Here is a 22,036-nt window from a genome sequence, read left to right as displayed (position 1 = left end):
AGGTTTTCACACAGTCTGCTTAGGGCTGCCTTTTTTTGCCCTGACTGATCGTTCCCACGCTCTGCGTGGGAATGCCCCAATGGACGCTCTGCGTTCGCTTTGGCACGCGGAGCGTCCCGGGCTGCATTCCCACGCAGAGCATGGGAACGATCACATCGGAGAATTTTAATTCTACTATTTGCAAATAAGGAATAAATATTCCATAAATAGCCCTCCTGATAATAAAATCCAAAAGGACCCCGGCTATGCGCGAACTCGGTATCGGACTCATCGGCACAGGTTTCATGGGCCGCGCCCATGCCTTGGCGTTTCGCAACGTCAGTGCGGTTTTCGAACTGCCCCTCAAGCTCAAACTCGTCGCCCTGGCCGACGCCGATCCGCAGCGTGCCCGCCACTGCGCCGATGCCTGGGGTTTCGACACCGCTCATAGCGACTGGCAGCAACTGATCGATGACCCCCAGGTCAATCTGATCGCCATCACCACGCCCAATCATCTGCACTACCCCATGGCCATGGCCGCCCTCGCCGCCGGCAAACCGGTGTATTGCGAGAAGCCGTTGGCGGTGAATCTGGAGCAGGCCGACGCCATGCGCCTGGCGGCCAAAGCGGCGGGCGTGGTGACGCGGGTGGGTTACAACTATCAACACAACCCGATGATCGGGCTCGCCCGGCAGCTCATTGAAAACGGCGACTTGGGTCAGATCATCAGTTTCCAGGGTGAATTCAGCGAAGACTTCATGGCCGATCCCGCGTCACCCTGGTCGTGGCGTTGCGATACCGATCATGCCGGTGGTGCACTGGCCGATCTGGGCAGTCACTTGTTGGCCATGGCCCGCTATCTGGTGGGCGATGTCGAGGCAGTAAGCGCCGACACCCAGACCGTGCACCGGCAACGTCCCGCCACGGCTGGCAGCCCGGAACAACGCAATATCGCGGTCGACGATCAGGTCCACGCCTTGTTGCGGTTTGCGAATGGCGCACGGGGCACGTTCAGCAGCAGTTGGCTCAAGCACGGCTACAAGAATCACCTGAGTTTCGAAATCAGCGGCACTCGAGGGACTTTGGTGTTCGATCAGGAACGCCTGAATGAACTGCGACTGTTTCGTGCCGGTCAGGACGGTTTCCAACGCTTGCTGGCTGGGCCGAATCTGCCGGGCTATGCGGCGTTCAGCCCGGCAGCAGGGCATCAGCTCGGTTACAACGAACTCAAGACGCTGGAAGTCCATGATCTGGTGATGGCGCTGGCAGGCTTATCTCAGGGTGGAACAGATTTCGAACAGGCATGGGAAGTCGAACGCCTGGCGACGGCCATTCGACTGGCAGCACAGGAATCGCGGTGGATCAGAATCGAGGAGGTCTGAGCGAAACGCACGAATACCCGCCAGCAGCACAGCGCCACTGGCGGTTCAACGTGAGCAGATGGACGCTTACTGAGTGACGCAACGAGTCAGCGTCGTTTCCCGGGTCACCTGCCCCTCAGCCCTCACATCGCCTTGCACATCGGTGTTTTCAGTGGTCTGGCAGGTGCGCACAGGGGGTGGAGGCGGCGCTGCGGGAGGTGGCGGTGGAGGACTCGCACAACCACCCAGAATCGCTATCCAGAGTGCGAACGACAGTGTTGCAAAAATGCGTTTCCCAAGACTTTTCATAGGTTGACCCGCGGTAAGTGATCGACATATTTCCGCGACCCAACTGCCTCACCGCGAACTCGCGGACCGGTCACAGAAAAAATACTCTCGTATTCTTTATACGACCGCCGGCAAAACCCGACAGTTCCTAGGACGTCTCGCGACGATGCAACGTGTTGCTCTCGAGTTCATAACGCAGCTCTTCGATCAACGCTGCCACCGCTTCCGGCGTTTTGAGGTTGGTCACGCTCAACCCACTGACCACCAGATCCACCTGCCCCGACACCGGATGGTAGAGTTTCACCGTCAAAGAATGATCACCCGTAACCGTGCAGTCACAGGCCAACGGCGAAAAACTCCGCTCCAGCTGCATACGCAATTGCGCCACATAAATCATCCGGCAGTTCCTGTAGCTGTTTCGAAAGGGACGCGATACCCGAAGACCTGTATCGCACCCTTGCAGACTAATAACTGCCGCACCCGGCCAGAACATGAATTTGCACCCCCTAAAGTAGTGCATTTGCACCTACCGTGGGGCCTTGGGCCGCCACTCGCTGGAGAACAAACCGCGCTCGCGAGCCCAGACAATTGCCTCGCTACGACTGTGAACGTCGAGCTTGGAATACACCGTCGAGACATGATTGCGCACCGTATTCGGCGCGAGCTTCAGTCGCGCGGCGATTTCCTTGTCGGCCAAGCCTTCGCAGATCAGGCCGAGCACATCGCGCTCGCGGGCGGTCAGGTCGGTGAAAGACACGCTAGGCAACCGCGGCGAGTTGACGTTTTTGACGTTAGCGAGCTTCTCGATGAGCGTGCGGCTGAACCAGGATGCATCCTTCATGACCTCTTCGATCGCCGACACCAACTCCAGCTCCGTGCGTTTACGCTCGGTGATGTCCATGAACACCAGCAGGTAGCAGGGACTGTCCTGAATGTTCACGGTGTCGGCCGAGACCGCGCAATCGATCAATCCAGCGTCTTTCTTGCGTACCTGGACATCGACACGATCCACGCTTCCGGTTTTTTCCAGCGCCGTAAACAGTCGCGTGCGGGCGCCTGTGTCATCGATGAAATCGATCTGCGCCACCGATTTGCCGAGCACTTCTTCACTGGAATACGCAAGCGTATCAAGGAAGGCTTCATTGACGTCCATCACCACCTGATCGCCGGCGTTGCACACCAGGATCGGCACCGGGGTCAGTCGAAAAGCCTTGGCGAAGCGTTCCTCGCTCTGACGCAAGGCGAGTTCGGCCTTATGCCGAGGCTCCATGTCCACAAAGGAAAACAGCATGCAGGCTTCGTCGTGCAGCTCAAGGGGCTGGCCGGCGACGATCACCTGTTTGCTGCCACCGTCGTGTAACCTCAACTGAGCCTGCATTTGCGGAATGGTTGCCCCTTCGAGCAACCGCTGCTTGGCCAGGTCTTTGTTTTCGGCGCCCTCCAGCACGTCCAGTTCATAGGTCGAACGGCCGATCACCTGATCACGGGCATGGCCGGTCATCTCCAGGAAGCCCGGGTTGACTTTGATGTAGCGCAAATCGCTGAGGCGACAGATCACCGCCGGGGCCGGGTTGGCATTGAAGGTTTTTTCGAAACGCTGCTCGGCGCTGGCCCACTCCGTAACATCGTTCATGATCAGCACCAACGACTCCGGCTCGCCAGCGCTGTCGGCCAATACCATGCTGCGCACGCTGTGGACCCAGGTGCGCTCTTCGTCGTCCGCCGGTGTCACTTCAACCAACACATCACTGAAGGACTCGCCTCGTGCAACGCGGCTGATCGGATAATTGTCGACCTGAACCGGATGATTATTGCGATAACGCAAGGCGAAGCGCTCGGCGTACTCCCTGGCATTCGCCCCCAGCTCGCTGAGCTGCCCGACGCCGTGCATGGCCAGCGCGGCGTCATTGGCCCAGAGGAGGGTCTGGTCGAGTTCCAGCAGAATCACCCCATCGGACAGACCGGCGATGATCTGCTGCAACTGACGGCGATTGGTTTCGGTGATCAGGACGTCCTGGCTCATTGGATCTCCACGCGTGCGGCGGCGCATTCATGCGCCACCCTGTGAAGATTACGACCGCAGGCAATCATGATCGTGCAGATATGCCGGGGAATACGATGCAGGAGCTACCGAAGCCTGCGATCTTTTGATTTTCGACGCCAGTTGAGTGGCTGAAGATCAAAGGATCGCAGCCTGCGGCAGCTCCTACATTGATCGCGTACATCCGTGGAATTTGCATGTGTACGCAACCCTCTGTAGGAGCTGCTGCAGGCTGCGATCTTTTCGGCGTACTCGAAATATTACGAAAATGCTTTGGCCAACGACAGAATCACCTTCAGCTAACGTTCGTTTGCCAACATATTTCAAGGAGGGCAAGGAATGCCTGTCGCTGCAAATGGATGTCGTCTTCGCAAAGCTCGATTTTCTGAATATGGTCGTATTTATCTGCTGACCGCTGTGGTTCATCAGCGAGAGCCGGTGTTCACAGATTGGCGGTTGGGCAGGCTGGTGGTTGATCAGTTGCGTTGTGCCGATGAAACCTCGGCCGTGACGTCAATGGCCTGGGTGGTGATGCCAGACCATCTGCATTGGTTGCTGGAGTTGCATCACGGCACCTTGGCCGAACTTATGTGCCGCATAAAATCCCGAAGTAGCCGGTCGATCAATCTTGCACGGCAGAAACAGGGCAGATTATGGCAACCAGGGTATTACGATCGCGCTTTGCGTCGTGATGAAGACATCAAGGATGCAGCACGTTACATCGTCATGAATCCGTTGCGTGCGGGACTGGTCAAGCGGATTGGCGATTACCCACTGTGGGATGCCATTTGGCTTTGAAAGGCAAAGATCAAAAAATCGCAGGCTGCGCCAGCTCCTACACGGGAATGCGTGCCCCTGTAGGAGCTGGCGCAGCCTGCGATCTTTTGATCTTCAGGCCGCCAATTGACCACTGGCAATCGCCGCCGAAGCCGCCAGCATCGCCCGCAACAACACCGCGCACCCGGCCGCCAGGTCATCCGGTGCGGCGTTTTCGATTTCGTTGTGGCTGATGCCGCCTTCGCACGGTACGAAGATCATCCCGGCCGGGCCGAGTTCGGCGAGGAAGATTGCGTCGTGCCCTGCTCCGCTGACGATGTCCATGTGCGACAGGCCCAGCCCTTGGGCGGCGCCGCGTACCGCCTCGACACAACCGTTGTCGAAGTACAGCGGCGGGAAATCCGCGGTGGGTGTCAGTTCGAAGGTCAGGCCGTGTTCCTCGCAGGTGGTTTCGATGACTTCGCGGACTTCGGCGATCATCGAGTCCAGGCGCGCCGGTTCCAGATGACGGAAGTCCAGGGTCATGCGCACTTCGCCGGGGATGACGTTGCGTGAGCCGGGATAGGCTTGCAGGCAGCCAACGGTGCCGCAGGCGTGCGGTTGATGACCGAGAGCAGCGCGGTTGACCGCACCGACGATCACCGAAGCGCCGACCAGAGCATCCTTGCGCAGGTGCATCGGCGTCGGGCCGGCGTGGGCTTCGACGCCACGCAGTTTCAGGTCGAACCATTTCTGCCCGAGTGCGCCCATCACCACACCGATGGTTTTGTGTTCGTCTTCAAGGATCGGGCCTTGTTCGATATGGGCCTCGAAATAGGCGCCGACAGCATGGCCGATGACCTCGCGTGGGCCGGCGTAGCCGATGGCGTTCAACGCTTCGCCGACGGTGACGCCCTCGGCATCGACCTTGGCCAGGGTTTCTTCGAGGGTGAATTTTTCTGCGAATACGCCGGAGCCCATCATGCACGGAGCGAAGCGTGAACCTTCCTCGTTGGTCCAGACCACGACTTCCAGCGGTGCTTCGGTTTCCACGCCCAGGTCATTGAGGGTGCGCAGCACTTCGACACCGGCCAGTACGCCGAAGCAGCCGTCGAACTTGCCGCCGGTGGGTTGGGTGTCGATGTGGCTGCCGGTCATCACCGGTGGCAGGTTCGGGTTGCGGCCGGGGCGGCGGGCGAAGATGTTGCCGACGGCGTCGATGCTGACGGTGCAACCGGCCTCCTCGCACCAGTTGACGAAAATGTCCCGGGCCTGACGGTCGAGGTCGGTCAGGGCCAGGCGACAGACGCCGCCCTTGACCGTGGCGCCGAGCTTGGCCAGGTCCATGAGCGACTGCCACAAGCGGTCGCGATTGATGTGCTGATGGCTGGACTGCAGAACGTCTACGGCAGCGTTCATGATGATCTCCTCAGGCAGTTGTTATAGGTTTCTTCAGGCAATGCATTGGTGAAAATGAGGCCGTCATCGCGAGCAAGCTCGGCTCCCACAAGGGATCTTCAGCATTCACAAAACCCTGTGGGAGCGAGCTTGCTCGCGATGAGGCCATCAATCACACCGCAGATTTCGCAACAGACGGACTCGGGCGCATCGAGCACAACCCGTAGTAAATCAGCCCACCCAGCGCCGAGCCGGTGAACCAGCCATAGTCGTAGAACCAGCTGAATGCATTGCTACCGAGCGACAGCAGCGTCAGCGCCACCGGCACACCGAACGCGATAAACCCGAACCAGTTCCACGCCGGATAAACGTCATCGCGATAGAGGCCAGCCAGGTCCAGTTGCTGTTTCTTGATCAGGAAATAATCCACCACCATGATCCCGGCAATCGGCCCCAAGAGGCTCGAATAGCCCAGCAACCAGTTGGAATACACCGTCTCCAGGCTTAAATCCGAGACGATCAAACCGAGCTTCTTCAACAGCTCATGGGCCATCAGCGCCAAGCCGACCAGACCGGTGAGCATCACCGCTTTGGTGCGGTTGATGAACTTGGGGGCGACGTTCTGGAAGTCGTTGGTCGGCGAAACAATGTTGGCCGCTGTGTTGGTCGACAGCGTGGCGATGATGATCAGCGCCATGGCCACTGCGACCCAGACCGGGCTCTGGATGTGACCGATCAGGGTGACCGGATCGGAGACGGTGACGCCCACCAGTTTTACCGAGGCGGCCGTCATTACGACGCCGAGGGAAGCGAACAGGAACATGGTCAGGGGCAAGCCGATGATCTGCCCGACGATCTGATCCTTCTGACTTTTTGCATAGCGGCTGAAATCCGGAATGTTCAGCGACAAGGTGGCCCAGAACCCGACCATGGCGGTCAGCCCGGCGGCAAAGTAACTGACCACGCTCGCGCCTTCCGGACGTTTGGCCGGGATCGCCAGCAACTCGGTCATCGACACGTTCGGCATCGCCCATACCAGCAGCCCCACGCCCACCAGCACCAACAACGGTGCAGAGAGGGTTTCGAGCCATTTGATCGAGTCCGCACCGCGAATCACCACCCACAGGTTCAAGGCCCAGAAAATCATGAACCCGATCACTTCACCGGTACCGCCGAGGGCTTTCCAACCGTCGAACACCGATCCCAGAAACAGGTGAATGGCCAGTCCGCCAAACATCGTCTGAATGCCGAACCAGCCACACGCCACCAGCGCCCGGATCAGGCACGGAATGTTGGAGCCGAGGATGCCGAAGGACGAACGCAGCAACACCGGAAACGGAATGCCGTACTTGGTGCCGGGAAAGGCGTTCAGGGTCAGGGGGATCAGTACGATGATGTTGGCGAACAGAATCGCCAGCAGCGCTTCGCCGACGCTCAGGCCGAAGTACGCGGTGAGCACGCCGCCGAGGGTGTAGGTCGGCACGCAGATCGCCATGCCGACCCACAATGCGGTGATGTGCCATTTGTTCCACGTTCGTTCGCGCACCTTGGTTGGTGCCATGTCGTGGTTGTAACGGGGACTGTCGAGGACATCACTGCCGGCTTCGAGCTCAAACAAGCCATCGCGCTCGGTCACTTGCGATCTGATCTGTTGCATGGCCGCTCCACTGTTCTTTGAATTATTTTTTGCTCATCAGGGGCTGGCGGCATCAATAAACGTGCCGGGCACCCCGTTTGCGCATCGGGCAGTTCCATAAAAACTTTGTAACCAACTGATGTTTATCAGTTTTATTTACATAGCCGATGAGCCATCGGTTACTTGCTTGTTCACTCAGGCCAAATGCCAGGCAAGTTGTCCGAACAGTCAGGACTCAATCTGGTGCGTACCGCTTTTTTTCAGCGTTGCGCATCAACCATAGACCATCCTCAAGCGGCTGATTTCACATAAGAAATCTCGTCTATTTTTACAACCTGTCAAGTGCGTCAAAATGGTGAGAGGCCTCACCATTTTGGTGATTTTCAGTTTTAATTGTTAATTATCAATAAGTTAAAACAGATATAAGCTTATAAAAAATATTCTTGCTCAATTCTTAAACTCAGACTAGCGTTTATTCCTGACAGCGCTGACAGGAATACGCCTGTTTGCGCCAGCTTCATCTAAAACATTTAGAACCGGCACAAGTCGGTCATAGCCTGCGAGGAACTCGGAATGTCTCTGTTGATCCGTGGCGCCACCGTTATTACCCATGATGAAAGTTATCGCGCCGACGTCTATTGCGCCGATGGCGTGATCAAAGCCATCGGTGAAAACCTTGATGTTCCCGCCGATGCCGAAGTGCTCGACGGCAGTGGCCAATACCTGATGCCCGGCGGCATCGATCCGCACACGCACATGCAACTGCCCTTCATGGGCACGGTGGCCAGTGAAGACTTCTTCAGCGGCACCGCGGCGGGACTTGCCGGTGGCACAACGTCGATCATCGACTTTGTGATTCCCAATCCGCAGCAATCCTTGATGGAAGCCTTTCATCAGTGGCGCGGCTGGGCGGAGAAGTCGGCGTCGGATTACGGTTTCCACGTCGCGATTACCTGGTGGAGCGAACAGGTCCGCGAAGAAATGGCCGAGCTGGTCAGCCAGCACGGGGTCAACAGCTTCAAGCACTTCATGGCCTACAAGAACGCGATCATGGCCGCCGACGACACCCTGGTGGCGAGTTTCGAGCGCTGCCTGGAGCTGGGTGCAGTGCCGACCGTGCATGCAGAAAACGGAGAGCTGGTCTATCACCTGCAACGCAAGCTGATGGCCCAGGGCATGACCGGCCCGGAAGCGCATCCGTTGTCGCGCCCTTCGCAGGTGGAAGGTGAAGCGGCCAGTCGGGCGATCCGCATCGCCGAAACCCTGGGCACGCCGCTGTACCTGGTGCATGTCTCGACCAAGGAAGCCCTCGACGAAATCACCTACGCCCGCAGCAAGGGCCAACAAGTCTACGGCGAGGTCCTGGCCGGGCATCTGCTGCTGGACGACAGCGTCTACCAACACCCGGACTGGCAGACCGCCGCCGGTTACGTGATGAGCCCGCCCTTCCGCCCACGCGGCCATCAAGAAGCACTTTGGCACGGCCTGCAATCGGGCAACCTGCACACCACCGCCACCGACCATTGCTGCTTCTGTGCCGAGCAAAAAGCCGCCGGTCGTGACGACTTCAGCAAGATCCCCAATGGCACGGCCGGTATCGAAGACCGCATGGCGGTGCTCTGGGATGAAGGGGTGAACACCGGGCGTTTGTCGATGCAGCACTTCGTGGCACTGACCTCCACCAACACCGCGAAAATCTTCAACCTCTACCCGCGCAAAGGCGCGATTCGCGTGGGTGCGGACGCGGATCTGGTGCTGTGGGATCCGGAAGGTACGCGCACGATTTCGGCGAAGACTCACCATCAGCAAGTGGACTTCAACATCTTCGAAGGCAAGACCGTGCGCGGTGTGCCGAGCCACACCGTCAGCCAGGGTCGGGTGGTATGGGCCGATGGTGATTTGCGCGCCGAGCGTGGTGCCGGGCGGTATGTCGAGCGGCCGGCGTATCCGGCGGTGTTTGATTTGCTGAGCAAGCGGGCTGAGCAGAATAAGCCGACGGCTGTGAAACGCTGAGAGCGGCCTTCGGCCTATCGCGAGCAAGCTCGCTCCCACAGGTTTTGCGAACGCCCGAGATCCCTGTGGGAGCGAGCTTGCTCGCGATAGGGCCAGTCCAGACAACAAAAAAAATCCAATGCCCGATAGAGGCATCACCTCAATTAACCGTGAGGCCAACACCGTGATCAAGACCCTGAACCACCTCCCCCATCCGCACGAGAATGCGGCCGCCCTCGCCGGCCATTTCACCGATCTGGCGCCACCGCTCAACGACCGTCAGGCCCATCTGGAAGCCTCGCGTTGCCTGTACTGCTACGACGCGCCCTGCGTGAATGCCTGCCCGAGCGAGATCGACATTCCGTCGTTCATCCGCAATATCCATCAGGAAAACGTTCAGGGTGCCGCGCAGAAAATCCTCTCGGCGAACATCCTCGGCGGCAGTTGTGCCCGGGTGTGCCCGACGGAAGTGCTTTGCCAGCAAGCCTGCGTGCGCAACAACGACCATGAATGTGCACCGGTGCTGATCGGTCTGTTGCAACGTTACGCCGTCGACAACGCACACTTCAGCGAACACCCCTTCACGCGTGCGGCATCAACCGGCAAACGCATCGCCGTGGTCGGCGCCGGACCGGCCGGATTGTCCTGCGCTCACCGCAGTGCCATGCACGGTCATGACGTGGTGATTTTCGAGGCGCGGGAAAAAGCTGGCGGCCTCAACGAATACGGGATCGCCAAGTACAAACTGGTGGACGACTACGCGCAGAAGGAACTTGAATTCCTATTGGAAATCGGCGGAATCGAAATCCGCCACGGGCAAAAACTTGGAGAGAACCTGACCCTCAGCGATCTGCATCAGCAGTTCGACGCGGTGTTCCTCGGCCTAGGTCTGGCCGCCAGCAAACAGCTGGGGCTTGCTCATGAAGAGGCACCCGGTCTGCTGGCCGCAACCGATTACATCCGCGAACTGCGTCAGGCCGACGACCTTACCCAACTCCCCCTCGCTGACCGTTGCATCGTTTTGGGCGCCGGCAACACCGCCATCGACATGGCCGTGCAAATGGCTCGCCTCGGGGCACGCGACGTCAACCTGGTGTACCGCCGCGGAGTCGAGGAAATGGGCGCCACCGGCCACGAACAGGACATCGCCAAAGCCAATCAAGTGCGTTTGCTGACCTGGGCACAACCCGAAGAAGTCCTGCTCGATGCTCAAGGCCAAGTACGCGGCATGCGCTTCGCTCGGACCTGGTTAGTCGAAGGTCGTCTGCAAACCACTGGCGAAACGTTCGAACTGGCCGCCGATGCCATCTTCAAAGCCATCGGTCAGGCCTTCGACGCCAGCGCCCTCGCCGACCCGCTGGCCCGTGAACTCAAGCGCCAGGGCGAGCGGATTCAAGTGGACGAAAACCTGCGCACCAGCATCCCCGGCGTGTACGCCGGCGGCGACTGCACCAACCTCGATCAGGACCTCACCGTGCAGGCCGTGCAGCACGGCAAACGGGCCGCCGAGGCGATCAACGCCCAACTCATGCTCAACGTGGAGGCTGCGTAAATGGCCGATCTCTCGATTGTATTCGCCGGCATCAAAGCCCCCAATCCGTTCTGGCTGGCCTCCGCGCCACCGACCGACAAGGCCTACAACGTGGTTCGCGCCTTCGAGGCCGGTTGGGGTGGCGTGGTCTGGAAAACCCTGGGTGAAGACCCGGCGGCGGTCAACGTGTCGTCCCGCTACTCGGCACACTTCGGTGCCAACCGTGAAGTGGTGGGTTTCAACAACATCGAGCTGATCACCGATCGCTCGCTGGAGATCAACCTGCGGGAAATCACTCAGGTCAAAAAGGACTGGCCGGACCGTGCGCTGATTGTGTCGCTGATGGTGCCCTGCGTCGAAGAATCCTGGAAACACATCCTGCCGCTGGTGGAAGCCACCGGCGCCGATGGCATCGAGCTGAACTTCGGTTGCCCGCACGGGATGCCGGAACGCGGCATGGGCGCGGCGGTCGGCCAGGTGCCGGAGTACGTCGAACAGGTCACCCGTTGGTGCAAGACGTACTGCTCGCTGCCGGTGATCGTCAAGCTCACGCCGAACATCACCGACATTCGCGTCGCCGCCCGCGCAGCTCATCGGGGTGGTGCGGATGCGGTGTCGCTGATCAACACGATCAACTCGATCACCAGCGTCAACCTGGAGCGCATGGTCGCCAATCCCGCCGTGGGCAACCAAAGCACTCATGGGGGTTATTGCGGTTCGGCGGTGAAGCCGATTGCGCTGAACATGGTCGCCGAAATCGCCCGCGATCCACAGACGCAAGGCCTGCCGATCTCCGGCATTGGCGGCATTGGCAGCTGGCGCGACGCGGCGGAGTTCATTGCGCTGGGCAGCGGCTCGGTGCAGGTGTGCACGGCGGCGATGTTGCATGGCTTCCGGATTGTGGAGGAGATGAAGGACGGGTTGTCACGCTGGATGGACAGTCAGGGTTACGCCAGCGTGTCAGAGTTTTCCGGGCGTGCGGTGGGCAACACCACGGACTGGAAGTACCTGGACATTAACTATCAGGTGATTGCCAAGATTGACCAGGAGGCGTGCATTGGTTGCGGTCGTTGCCACATTGCTTGCGAAGACACTTCGCACCAAGCGATTGCCAGCCTTAAGCAGGCGGACGGGACGCACAAGTATGAAGTGATTGATGATGAGTGCGTGGGGTGCAACCTGTGTCAGATCACGTGCCCGGTGCAGGATTGTATTGAGATGGTGCCGATGGATACGGGCAAGCCGTTTCTGGATTGGAATCATGATCCGAGGAATCCGTACCATGTAGCGGTCTGAACTGACGCCATCGCGAGCAGGCTCACTCCCACATTGATCTCTGGTGTACACAGCATTTGTGTGCAACAACAATCCAATGTGGGAGTGAGCCTGCTCGCGATGAGGCCGTCAACAACGCCTGAACTCTCAAGGCTCCAACCCAATCCCCCGCAAGATCACACTCGTCACCGTCTGCACCGCCCGCTCGAACTGCATGTCCGACAGCGGCTGATGGTCATTCAGAATATTCACCTGATGATCAAAATCCGCGTAGTGCTGGGTCGAGGCCCAGATCATGTACAGCAGGCTCGAAGGCTCCACCGGCAGGATGCGTTTGTCGTCCACCCACTGGCGAATTTTCGCTTCTTTCATCTTGGCCCAGTCGTACAGACTGACGTCCAGCTTCTCACCCAGGGTCGGCGCACCATGGATGATTTCGTTGGCCCAGACCTTGGAGCCATAAGGCCGGCTGCGGGAGTGGTTCATCTTGGCGCGGATGTAGCTGCTGAGCACCACACGCGGGTCGTCGAACATCTCGAAGCACAGGGCGTCCTGTTTCCACACTTCCAGCAAACCCAGCAGCACGGCGCTGTACAACTCACTCTTGGTGCTGAAGTAGTAATGCAGGTTGGAGCGCGGCAGTTGCACTTCGGCGGCGATGTCGGCCATGGCGGTGCCGCCGAAACCTTTTTCGGCGAAAACCTTTTCGGCCCCCAACAGAATTTTCTCGACGTTACTGCGACGAATCTCGATCTTGTGATTGCCCATGAGGGCTCCCTGACAACAGCGTTGGTCAAGACTAGCATCCGCTCTACCTCGCGGCGACAAGGGAAAACGAAACTTCGTACACCCAGCGTCTCGCAGGTAAACTGGCCGCCTTTTCGAACCCGCCTCAGAGGTATTCCACGATGCTGCTCAAGAAAACCCTGACCACCGTCGCCCTGCTCGGCTCGTTGTTCGCCGCTTCATCGGTGTTTGCCCACGCCCATCTGAAAAGCCAGGCCCCGGCCGCCGACAGTACGGTGAGCGCGCCGTCGGAACTGCGCCTGGTGTTTTCCGAAGGCGTTGAAGCGACCTTTTCCAGGGTCACGATCAGCAAGGACGGCAGCGACGTGCCGGTGAAGAGCCTCGCCACCGAAGGCAGCGACAAGAAAACCCTGATCGTTACCCCGGCCGCACCGTTGGCAACGGGTGCCTACAAAGTCGAATGGCACGCGGTGTCGGTCGATACCCACAAAAGCGAAGGCGCCTATAGCTTCAAGGTTGGTCAGTAATTCATGACGAGCGCGATGGTGCTGTGCCGCTTTCTGCATTTCACCGTTGTGCTGATGCTGTTCGGGGCCTGGGTGTTCAGGCCTCTGCTGGTCAATGGCGACGCTGGACATCTGGATCAGCGACTGACGAAGACAAGCCGCTGGCTGGCGGCGGTGGCGTTGGTCACTGGCGTTAGCTGGTTGCTGTTGATCACCGCCAGCATGGCCGGTTCGTGGGACGCGGCATTCGATCCGTCGACCCTGCAACTCGTGCTGAGCAAGACGTTTTTCGGCCAGGTCTGGCGCTGGCACTTGCTGCTCAATGCGTTGTTGGTCGCGCTGCTGATGACGCCCTTGCGTTCAAACCTGCCCCTGCGAATCGGCCTCGCCAGCCTCCTGCTGGCCACCCTCGCCCCGGTCGGCCACGGGGCCATGCTCGACGGCCTCAATGGCCAATTGCTGATCCTCAATCAAATCATTCACCTGACCTGCGTCGGCGCCTGGCTCGGCGGTTTGATGTTATTGGTGATGATTCTGCGGCAGCCGGCAGAGCATTTAATCAAGGCGACCTTGCAACGCTTCAGCGGCGTTGGTTACGTCTTGGTGGCGGGGTTGGTGATGACCGGTTTGATCAACGTGCGGGTACTCACGGGGCAATTCTGGCCGACGCCATTGCTGTCCGGGTTTGCGCTGATTCTGTTGATCAAGGTGGTGCTGGTCGCCGCGATGCTGGGGCTGGCGTTGTTCAATCGGCTGCGGATCAACGACTGCGAGCAGCGTCCGACCATTCTGAAAACCAGCGTGATCCTGGAATGGCTGCTGGGGACGGGCGCAGTGGCAGCCGTTTCATTGCTGGGCACCCTGCCGCCGATGATCGTGAGCTAAAACACAGAACCCTGTGGGAGCGAGCTTGCTCGCGATAGCGGTCTGACAGTCACTGCTGTGGTGTCTGTTCTACCGTCATCGCGAGCAAGCTCGCTCCCACAGGGGTTCTGCGACATACCATCAATCGCGCCAAGTCATCGTACAACTTCCGATTGACATTCCCCGTAACACTTGCAAATAATCCGCCCCGATGTTGTACGACGACGTATAACAAAAAATAAAAACAACAAGAAACACGGGAGCGTCACTGTGAGCAAGCTCGTCCGCAATTCCTCCGTCTGCACCCCTCGCCCAACCTTCGCACGCCGTCATGCCCTGAGCCTGATCGGTTGCAGCAGCCTGGTCCTCGCCCTGCCCATGACCAGTCATGCCGAAGGTTTCGTCGATGACGCCAAAGCCACGCTGAACCTGCGCAACTTCTACATCAACCGCAACTTCACGAACCCGGCCTACCCGCAGGGCAAGGCTGAAGAGTGGACGCAAAGCTTCATCCTCGACGCCAAATCCGGATTCACCCAGGGCCCCGTCGGTTTCGGCATGGATGTGCTGGGCCTGTACTCGGAAAAGCTCGACGGAGGCAAAGGCACCGGCGGCACTTCGTTGCTGCCGATTCATGACGACGGCCGCCCGGCCGACAATTTCGGGCGCCTGGGTGTGGCGCTGAAAGGGAAAGTCTCGAAAACCGAATTGAAGGTCGGCGAATGGATGCCTGTGTTGCCGATCCTGCGCTCCGACGACGGCCGCTCGCTGCCGCAAACCTTCCGGGGTGGTCAGGTGACGTCCACCGAGATCAGTGGCCTGACGCTCTACGGCGGCCAGTTCCGCGCCAACAGCCCGCGCAATGATGCGAGCATGGAAGACATGTTCATGAACGGCAAATCGGCGGCCTTCACCTCGGACCGTTTCAACTTTGGCGGCGGTGAATATGCGTTCAACGAAAAGCGCACCCAGGTCGGCGTGTGGTACGCGCAACTCAGCGATATTTATCAGCAGCAGTATTTCAACCTGAGCCACAGCCAGCCCATCGGCGACTGGACCCTCGGCGCCAACCTTGGCTACTTCATCGGCAAGGAAGACGGCAGCGCCCTGGCCGGCGACCTCGACAACAAAACCGCGTTCGCCATGCTCTCGGCCAAATACGGCGGCAACACCTTCTTTGTCGGCCTGCAAAAACTCACCGGCGACGATGTCTGGATGCGGGTCAACGGCACCAGCGGCGGCACCCTGGCCAACGACAGCTACAACTCCAGCTATGACAACGCCAAGGAAAGATCCTGGCAACTGCGCCACGACTACAACTTTGTGGCGCTCGGCATTCCCGGCCTGACGATGATGAACCGCTACATCAGCGGCGATAACGTGCACACAGGCACCATCACCGACGGCAAGGAATGGGGCCGCGAATCAGAACTGGCTTACACCGTACAGAGCGGCGTGCTGAAGAACCTCAACGTCAAATGGCGAAATGCGTCGATCCGCAAGGACTTCAGCACCAATGAATTCGACGAAAACCGCATTATCATCAACTACCCGATCTCGTTGCTGTAAGACGGGTATTACGACAAGGTTGAATCCCAGATTTGTGCCACAACTCACTCCTTGTAGCAGCTGGCGAAGCCTGCGTTCGGTTCGGGCCGCGTTCGGACGGAGCAGTCGTAAACCCTGCGCACGTGATTTTCCTGATTCACCGCGTCAGCTGATTTTACGACTGCTCCGCAGCCGAACGCAGGCTTCGCCAGCTGCTACATCGATCGTGGGGCTGCCTGACCCTTTGTCAATTTCAATTGATGTGTCGTTGACAACCACCAGAAAGGCTAACGATACTTCGACCCAGTCGTACGACAACCCACAACAAATTCAATAACAATGACTGCTTGTTCAGGGACTTCCATGACCATCACTACCCAAGCCCGCGCTCCTTTCAATCGTCTCCTCCTGACCGGTGCCGCCGGTGGCCTCGGCAAAGTCCTGCGCGAACGCCTGCGCCCCTACGCCAACGTGATTCGCCTGTCGGACATCGCCGACATTGCCCCGGCCATCGATGACCGTGAAGAAGTCGTGCCTTGCGACCTGGCAGACAAACAAGCAGTCCATCAGCTGGTTGAAGGTGTGGACGCGATCCTGCACTTCGGTGGCGTGTCGACGGAACACTCGTTCGAAGACATCCTCGGCGCCAACATCTGCGGTGTGTTCCACATCTACGAAGCCGCTCGCCGCCATGGCGTGAAACGGGTGATTTTCGCCAGTTCCAACCACGTGATCGGCTTCTATAAGCAGGATGAAGTCATCGACGCTCACTCCCCTCGCCGCCCGGACAGCTACTACGGCTTGTCCAAGTCCTACGGCGAAGACATGGCCAGTTTCTACTTCGATCGCTACGGCATCGAGACCGTCAGCGTGCGCATCGGCTCTTCGTTCCCGGAACCGCAAAACCGCCGGATGATGAGCACCTGGCTGAGCTTCGGTGACCTGACCCAACTGCTCGAATGCGCGTTATACGCGCCGAACGTCGGCCATACCGTGGTCTACGGCGTGTCCGATAACAAGAACGTCTGGTGGGACAACCGTTTCGCGGCCAGCCTGGGTTACAAGCCCCAGGACAGCTCCGAAGAGTTCCGCGAAAAAGTCGAAGCCCAACCGATGCCGGCCGCTGATGACCCGGCTCGGGTCTACCAGGGGGGTGCGTTTGTCGCGTCCGGCCCGTTTGGCGACTGAACCCGCGTACCTCACTTGATCCCAACAACAAAAACCCGAGGGGATGAGTTGTCATGCAAGCCGAATTGATTGTCGATGCCCGCAACGCAGTCGGTGAATGCCCGGTCTGGGTCCCCGAGGAAAACGCCCTGTATTGGGTTGATATTCCTGCCGGCGGACTTCAGCGCTGGAGCGCCGAAACCGGCCATGTCCATGCCTGGACAGCACCGCAGATGCTCGCCTGCATTGCACGTCACAGCAACGGTGGCTGGGTTGCCGGGATGGAAAGCGGGTTCTTTCATCTGCACCCGCATAACGATGGCAGCCTCGACAGCAACCTCCTGGCTCCGGTCGAACACGCCCGCCCGGATATGCGCCTCAACGATGGTCGCTGCGATCGTCAGGGGCGCTTCTGGGCCGGCAGCATGGTGCTGAACATGGGCGCCAACGCTGCCGACGGCACGCTGTATCGCTACAGCGCCGGTCAACGCGGGCCACTCGAAGCGCAACTCAGTGGGTTTATCGTGCCCAACGGCTTGGGTTTCAGCCCGGACGGGCGAACGATGTACCTGTCTGACTCTCATCCCCTGGTCCAGCAAATCTGGGCCTTTGATTACGACATCGACAGCGGCACGCCGTCCAACCGCCGACTGTTCGTCGACATGACTCAGTTCCCCGGCCGCCCCGATGGCGCGGCGGTCGATGCCGACGGTTGCTACTGGATCTGCGGCAACGACGCCGGGCTGATTCACCGTTTCACTCCCGACGGCCGACTGGACCGTTCCCTCGCCGTACCTGTGAAAAAACCGAGCATGTGCGCCTTCGGCGGCAGTCGTCTGGACACACTGTTCGTGACCTCGATCCGCCCCGGCGACGACCATGACGAACAGTCGCTGGCCGGCGGTGTGTTCGCCCTCAATCCCGGGGTGAAAGGTTTGCCGGAGCCATTGTTCAAGGATGAACCCATATAGCAGCTGGCGAAGCCTGCGTTCGGCTGCGCAGCAGTCGTAAAACCATACGGCGCGGTGTATCAGGAAAATCGCATTCACCGGATTCACGACTGCTGCGCAGCCGAACGCAGGCTTCGCCAGCTGCTACAGGGCTCAGCGGTGTTCTTACATCAGAGTTCAATTGAAATGACGCCAATGTTGCTGAACCTTGAAGACGAATTCACCCACCTCACCCTCGCCCCGCAACTCGGCGGCAGCATCGTCAACTGGAGCGTGCGCGGCACGGGTTTGCCGCTGCTGCGCCACAGCGATGCTCACGCGCTGAACACTGGCCTGCCGGGCAAGCTCGGGTGTTTCCCCTTGGCGCCGTGGTCAAACCGCATTGCCGAAGGCGGCTTTGAATGCCCCGATGGCTGGCTGGCGCTGACACCCAACAGCCTCACCGATCCCCTGCCGATTCACGGCAGCGCCTGGCAACAGCCGTGGCAGGTGGTTTCGCAGACGCACGATGAAGTCATCCTGCAACTCGACAGCACCACGCCCTTCGCCTATCGCGCCCGGCAACGATTCCACCTGAGCGACGGCAAGCTGAGCATTGATCTTAAGGTCACCCATCTGGCCAAACGTCCTGCCTGGCATGGGCTGGGTTTGCATCCTTACTTTCCGCGTACCACGGGCACCCAGTTGCTGGCGCAAGCCCGGCAAGTCTGGTTGTGTGACGGGAGCAAACTGCCGACACACCTCAGTGCGTTGCCGGCCGAATGGGATTTCCAGTCAAGCAAAGTGTTACCCGAGACATTGGTCGACAACGGCTTCTGCGAATGGGACGGTCACTGCCTGATCCGTCAGCCAGCGTTGGGCTATGAGCTGGAATGCCGCGCCACCGGCAGCGATTACTTCCTGCTCTACTGTCCGGTGGGCCTGGATTTTTTCTGTATCGAGCCGGTGAGCCACCCTGTCAACGCGCATCACCTGCCCGGTCGTCCGGGGTTGCGATTGCTGGAGCAAGGCGAGTCAGCCGAGCTCGGTTTCAGCCTGCACTATCGCTCCCCCAGCAACTGACTCAGCACCGCACGCAACTTGCCGGGTTTTACCGGTTTGTTCAGCAGCGGTGCGTCGAGTTTCAGCAATGAGCGCCGACATTGATCCGTGCGGTCTGCGGTGATGATGACCGCCGGAATCGCCTGGTGGTAATGCTCGCGCAAATGCCTGACCACATCACAACCCACCACCCCGTGATCGAGGTGGTAGTCCGCCAGAATCAGTTCCGGCGGTCGCCCCTGCAAGGCCGCCAGTGCGGAGAATTCATCGGTGGCCGTCACCACTTCGCAGCCCCATTGCCCGAGCAGCGCGCTCATGCTTTCGAGGATGCTCACTTCGTTGTCCAGCACCAGCAAACGCCGGCCCGGCAATGGATTTCCGGTGCCCGGCAGTGGTGCGGCCTGACTGATCGGTAGCGGAACCTCATGGGAAATCGGCACCTCGATGCTGAACATCGAACCGCGTCCCGGCAGCGAATGAACCCCGACTTTATAGCCGAGGATCTTGGCGATGCGTTCAACGATGGCCAACCCCAGGCCCACACCCTTGCGGTCGGCGGCGCGTCCGACGTCCAGTTGGTTGAACTCGAGGAAAATCGAATCCAGTCGATCCGCCGCAATCCCGCGCCCGGTGTCCCAGACTTCCAGGCGCAGCATCTCACCCCGGCGTCGGGCACCCAGCAGGATGCTGCCCTCGTCGGTGTAGCGGCAGGCGTTACTGAGGAAGTTGCGCAGAATCCGCGTCATCAGGCGCAAGTCGGTGCTGATGGCGTAATCGCCCATGTGCACCCGCAGGTTCAACCCTGCGGCTTGGGCCACTGACTGGAACTCCGACACCAGCGGCGCGAGCAATTCGTCGAGGCGGTACAGCGCAATGTCCGGTTTGACCGCCGCCTGATCGAGCCGGGAAATATCCAGCAAATCGGTGAGCAAATCCTCCGCCCCTTCCAGCGCCTGGTGCGTGCGCTCCACCAGCACTTGCTCGACATCGGGCAGCTTGCGCTCGCGCAAGGTGGAGATCAGCAAACGCGCGGCATTCAGCGGTTGCAGCAGGTCATGACTGGCGGCGGCGAGGTATTTGTCCTTGCTGCGATTGGCGGCCTCGGCGGCGTCCCGGGCATCGCGCAAGGCCTGGGCAATCTGTTTACGCTGGGTGATCTGCTGTTGCAGGTTGCGGTTGGCTTCCAGCAACTCGTCGGTGCGCGCGGTGACGCGCTGCTCCAGTTCGTCGTTGAGTTGCTGCAGGCGCTGCTGGGCGAGTTTGCGCTCGGTGATGTCGGCGACAAAACCCTCTACCAGCCCTTCCTGATCGGGCTTGAGCAACAGGTTCATCAGCACGTCGAGGCTGCTGCCATCCTTGCGTCGCAATTGGGTTTCGTAACCAAGCAGGCTGCGCTCGCGCTTGAGCAGTTCACCGATGTTTTCCAGCTCTTGAGCGCCGCCGACAAACAGATTGCTCGCCAGATCGGCCAGCGAAAACAGTACCTCCTGAGGGTCCTGATAGCCGAGCATCCGCGCCAGTGCCGGGTTGGCGGCGCGCATGCCTTCCAGGAGGCTGGCCTGGAAGATCCCGTGGACGGCGTTTTCGAACAGCCATTTATAGCGATTGCGCTCGGCTTCCAGTTCGTCGAGGCGCGCGGCCAGTTCCGGGTAATGACTCTTGCGCGCCGAGTGGCTGCCTAATCCCAGTAACCCCGCCAGCGCCCGTTGCTGTTCGTCAGAGGGCTTCGCCATAGACGACCTCGACATCACGCTGACTGGACTCGCGCGGGTTGGTCAGGATGCACGGGTCGTGCATGGCGTGTTGCGACAGGAACGGAATGTCCGCGGTGCTGACCCCGTGCAGTCCGAGGGTTTCGTGGAAGCCGATGGCGTGCTTCAGGGCGATCAGGTGTTCGACCAGACGCCCGCAAATCTGCCGGTGATTCAAGCCACGGCAATCGATGCCAAAGGTCTCGGCGATCACCTTGAAGCGCTCCGGTGCGGAGCTGTAGTTGAACGCCACCACGTGTTCCACCAGCACCGCGTTGCACAGCCCATGAGGCAAGTCGAGAAAGCCACCCAGGCTGTGAGACATGGCGTGCACCGCGCCGAGGATCGCGTTGGAGAACGCCAGCCCGGCCTGCATGCTGCCGAGCATGATTTTCTCGCGCAGGGCGATGTCGTTCGGGTTGGCGATCATCTGCACCAGGTTGCCGTTGATCAGGCGCATCGCCTCCAGCGCATGGGGATCGGTCAACGGCCCGTGACCGGTGGAAACAAACGCTTCGATGGCATGCACCAACGCATCAATGCCGGTACAGGCCGACAGGAACGGGTCCATGCTCAACGTGGTTTCCGGGTCGATCAGCGACACGTCCGGCACCACCGCCTTACTGACGATGGAGAACTTCATGCGTTCTTGCTGGTTGGAGATGATCACGAATTGCGAGACATCGGCCGAGGTCCCGGCGGTGGTCGGAATCAGGATCAACGGCGGGCTCGGGACACGGATGGTGTCCACGCCTTCGAACTCGAGGATGCTGCGCCCATGGGCGACGACAATGCCGATGCCTTTGCCGCAATCCATCGGGCTGCCGCCACCGACGGCCACGATCACATCGCAATGGTTTTCCCGGTACAGGTCCGCGCCGAGCATCACTTCTTCGACCCGAGGGTTGGGCGAGACCGCGCTGTACAGGACGTACTCGATGCCCTGGGCTTGCAGGCTGGCCTCGACATCGGCGACCCAACCGGCGGCAATCACACCGGGATCGCTGACCAACAGCACCTTGCGGGCACCAAAGGTTTTGGCGCAATTGCCGACGTTGTGCCGGCAGCCGGCACCAAAGATGATTTCAGGCGAAACGAATTTACGCAGCTGGCTGAGACTCTGGCTCATTGGAAAGCCTGTTTTTATTGTTTTGGAAGGTAATGTCCACACTAAAGCATCCGTCGGTGAATGCAATCAGACCAAT

General features: G+C 59.6%; 18 protein-coding genes. 11 read left to right on the top strand and 7 right to left on the bottom strand.

Annotation, left to right across the window (positions count from 1 at the left end; genetic code table 11):
- Window positions 1-245 precede the first annotated feature (245 nt).
- On the top strand, window positions 246-1,361 hold the full coding sequence (locus VD17_RS18655) for a Gfo/Idh/MocA family protein (protein ID WP_046055078.1): 1,116 nt from the start codon (window positions 246-248) through the stop codon (window positions 1,359-1,361).
- Window positions 1,362-1,776: 415 nt separating this feature from the next.
- Here VD17_RS18655 and VD17_RS18650 read toward each other — a convergent pair whose 3' ends face one another.
- Together VD17_RS18650 and VD17_RS18645 are read right to left on the bottom strand one after the other, a co-directional pair.
- Window positions 1,777-2,025, bottom strand: coding sequence for a DUF1652 domain-containing protein (locus tag VD17_RS18650; protein ID WP_046055077.1), 249 nt, complete (start codon window positions 2,023-2,025; stop codon window positions 1,777-1,779).
- Window positions 2,026-2,154: 129 nt separating this feature from the next.
- The gene (locus tag VD17_RS18645; protein ID WP_046055076.1) at window positions 2,155-3,651 is read right to left on the bottom strand and encodes a PAS domain S-box protein; all 1,497 of its coding nucleotides are present in this window, start codon (window positions 3,649-3,651) and stop codon (window positions 2,155-2,157) included.
- Window positions 3,652-4,008: 357 nt separating this feature from the next.
- Here VD17_RS18645 and VD17_RS18640 point away from each other — a divergent pair, with 357 nt between their 5' ends.
- On the top strand, window positions 4,009-4,467 hold the full coding sequence (locus tag VD17_RS18640) for an REP-associated tyrosine transposase (protein WP_046055075.1): 459 nt from the start codon (window positions 4,009-4,011) through the stop codon (window positions 4,465-4,467).
- A 93-nt stretch (window positions 4,468-4,560) separates the two neighbouring features.
- Here VD17_RS18640 and VD17_RS18635 read toward each other — a convergent pair whose 3' ends face one another.
- Together VD17_RS18635 and VD17_RS18630 are read right to left on the bottom strand one after the other, a co-directional pair.
- Entirely contained in the window at window positions 4,561-5,844 is a 1,284-nt protein-coding gene (locus tag VD17_RS18635; RefSeq protein ID WP_046055074.1) for a Zn-dependent hydrolase, read from the bottom strand.
- Window positions 5,845-5,995: 151 nt separating this feature from the next.
- The gene (locus VD17_RS18630) at window positions 5,996-7,480 is read right to left on the bottom strand and encodes an NCS1 family nucleobase:cation symporter-1 (protein ID WP_046055073.1); all 1,485 of its coding nucleotides are present in this window, start codon (window positions 7,478-7,480) and stop codon (window positions 5,996-5,998) included.
- A gap of 552 nt (window positions 7,481-8,032) precedes the next feature.
- Between VD17_RS18630 and hydA the strand changes: the two genes are divergently transcribed.
- The 3 genes from hydA (at window position 8,033) to preA (ending at window position 12,278) form a co-directional block, all read left to right on the top strand.
- The gene (gene hydA, locus VD17_RS18625; RefSeq protein WP_046055072.1) at window positions 8,033-9,472 is read left to right on the top strand and encodes a dihydropyrimidinase; all 1,440 of its coding nucleotides are present in this window, start codon (window positions 8,033-8,035) and stop codon (window positions 9,470-9,472) included.
- A gap of 163 nt (window positions 9,473-9,635) precedes the next feature.
- Entirely contained in the window at window positions 9,636-11,003 is a 1,368-nt protein-coding gene (locus VD17_RS18620; RefSeq protein ID WP_046055081.1) for an NAD(P)-dependent oxidoreductase, read from the top strand.
- The gene (preA, locus tag VD17_RS18615; protein WP_046055071.1) at window positions 11,004-12,278 is read left to right on the top strand and encodes an NAD-dependent dihydropyrimidine dehydrogenase subunit PreA; all 1,275 of its coding nucleotides are present in this window, start codon (window positions 11,004-11,006) and stop codon (window positions 12,276-12,278) included.
- A gap of 126 nt (window positions 12,279-12,404) precedes the next feature.
- On the opposite strand, the gene VD17_RS18610 is transcribed toward preA, so the two are convergent.
- Entirely contained in the window at window positions 12,405-13,025 is a 621-nt protein-coding gene (locus tag VD17_RS18610; protein ID WP_008149783.1) for a TetR/AcrR family transcriptional regulator, read from the bottom strand.
- Window positions 13,026-13,165: 140 nt separating this feature from the next.
- Between VD17_RS18610 and copC the strand changes: the two genes are divergently transcribed.
- The 6 genes from copC to VD17_RS18580 all read left to right on the top strand — a co-directional run bounded on the left by copC (window position 13,166) and on the right by VD17_RS18580 (window position 19,101).
- Entirely contained in the window at window positions 13,166-13,531 is a 366-nt protein-coding gene (gene copC, locus VD17_RS18605) for a copper homeostasis periplasmic binding protein CopC (protein ID WP_046055070.1), read from the top strand.
- Window positions 13,532-13,534: 3 nt separating this feature from the next.
- Window positions 13,535-14,395, top strand: coding sequence for a copper homeostasis membrane protein CopD (copD, locus tag VD17_RS18600; protein ID WP_046055069.1), 861 nt, complete (start codon window positions 13,535-13,537; stop codon window positions 14,393-14,395).
- A gap of 249 nt (window positions 14,396-14,644) precedes the next feature.
- The gene (locus VD17_RS18595; RefSeq protein ID WP_046055068.1) at window positions 14,645-15,943 is read left to right on the top strand and encodes an OprD family porin; all 1,299 of its coding nucleotides are present in this window, start codon (window positions 14,645-14,647) and stop codon (window positions 15,941-15,943) included.
- A gap of 342 nt (window positions 15,944-16,285) precedes the next feature.
- Window positions 16,286-17,110 carry an NAD-dependent epimerase/dehydratase family protein gene (locus VD17_RS18590; protein ID WP_046055067.1) on the top strand — a complete coding sequence of 275 codons (825 nt, stop codon included), beginning with the start codon at window positions 16,286-16,288 and terminating at the stop codon, window positions 17,108-17,110.
- A 53-nt stretch (window positions 17,111-17,163) separates the two neighbouring features.
- Window positions 17,164-18,060 (top strand): SMP-30/gluconolactonase/LRE family protein, encoded by an 897-nt coding sequence (locus VD17_RS18585; RefSeq protein ID WP_046055066.1) that lies wholly within the window; start codon window positions 17,164-17,166, stop codon window positions 18,058-18,060.
- Window positions 18,061-18,225: 165 nt separating this feature from the next.
- Window positions 18,226-19,101 (top strand): aldose 1-epimerase, encoded by an 876-nt coding sequence (locus VD17_RS18580; RefSeq protein WP_046055065.1) that lies wholly within the window; start codon window positions 18,226-18,228, stop codon window positions 19,099-19,101.
- Here the strand turns inward: VD17_RS18580 and VD17_RS18575 are convergent.
- Both VD17_RS18575 and ercA read right to left on the bottom strand, forming a co-directional pair.
- Entirely contained in the window at window positions 19,080-20,813 is a 1,734-nt protein-coding gene (locus VD17_RS18575) for a hybrid sensor histidine kinase/response regulator (protein ID WP_046055064.1), read from the bottom strand. The genes VD17_RS18580 and VD17_RS18575 overlap by 22 nt on opposite strands.
- A complete protein-coding gene (gene ercA, locus VD17_RS18570; protein WP_008149766.1) occupies window positions 20,797-21,960 on the bottom strand; it encodes an alcohol dehydrogenase-like regulatory protein ErcA in 1,164 nt (387 codons plus the stop codon). The genes VD17_RS18575 and ercA overlap by 17 nt, the downstream gene beginning before the upstream one ends.
- Window positions 21,961-22,036 lie beyond the last annotated feature (76 nt).

This window comes from Pseudomonas fluorescens (assembly GCF_000968015.1).
GTDB lineage: Bacteria > Pseudomonadota > Gammaproteobacteria > Pseudomonadales > Pseudomonadaceae > Aquipseudomonas > Aquipseudomonas fluorescens_W.
Note: the sequence above shows the minus strand (reverse complement) of the source record. Positions and strands in the feature narration are given on the sequence as shown.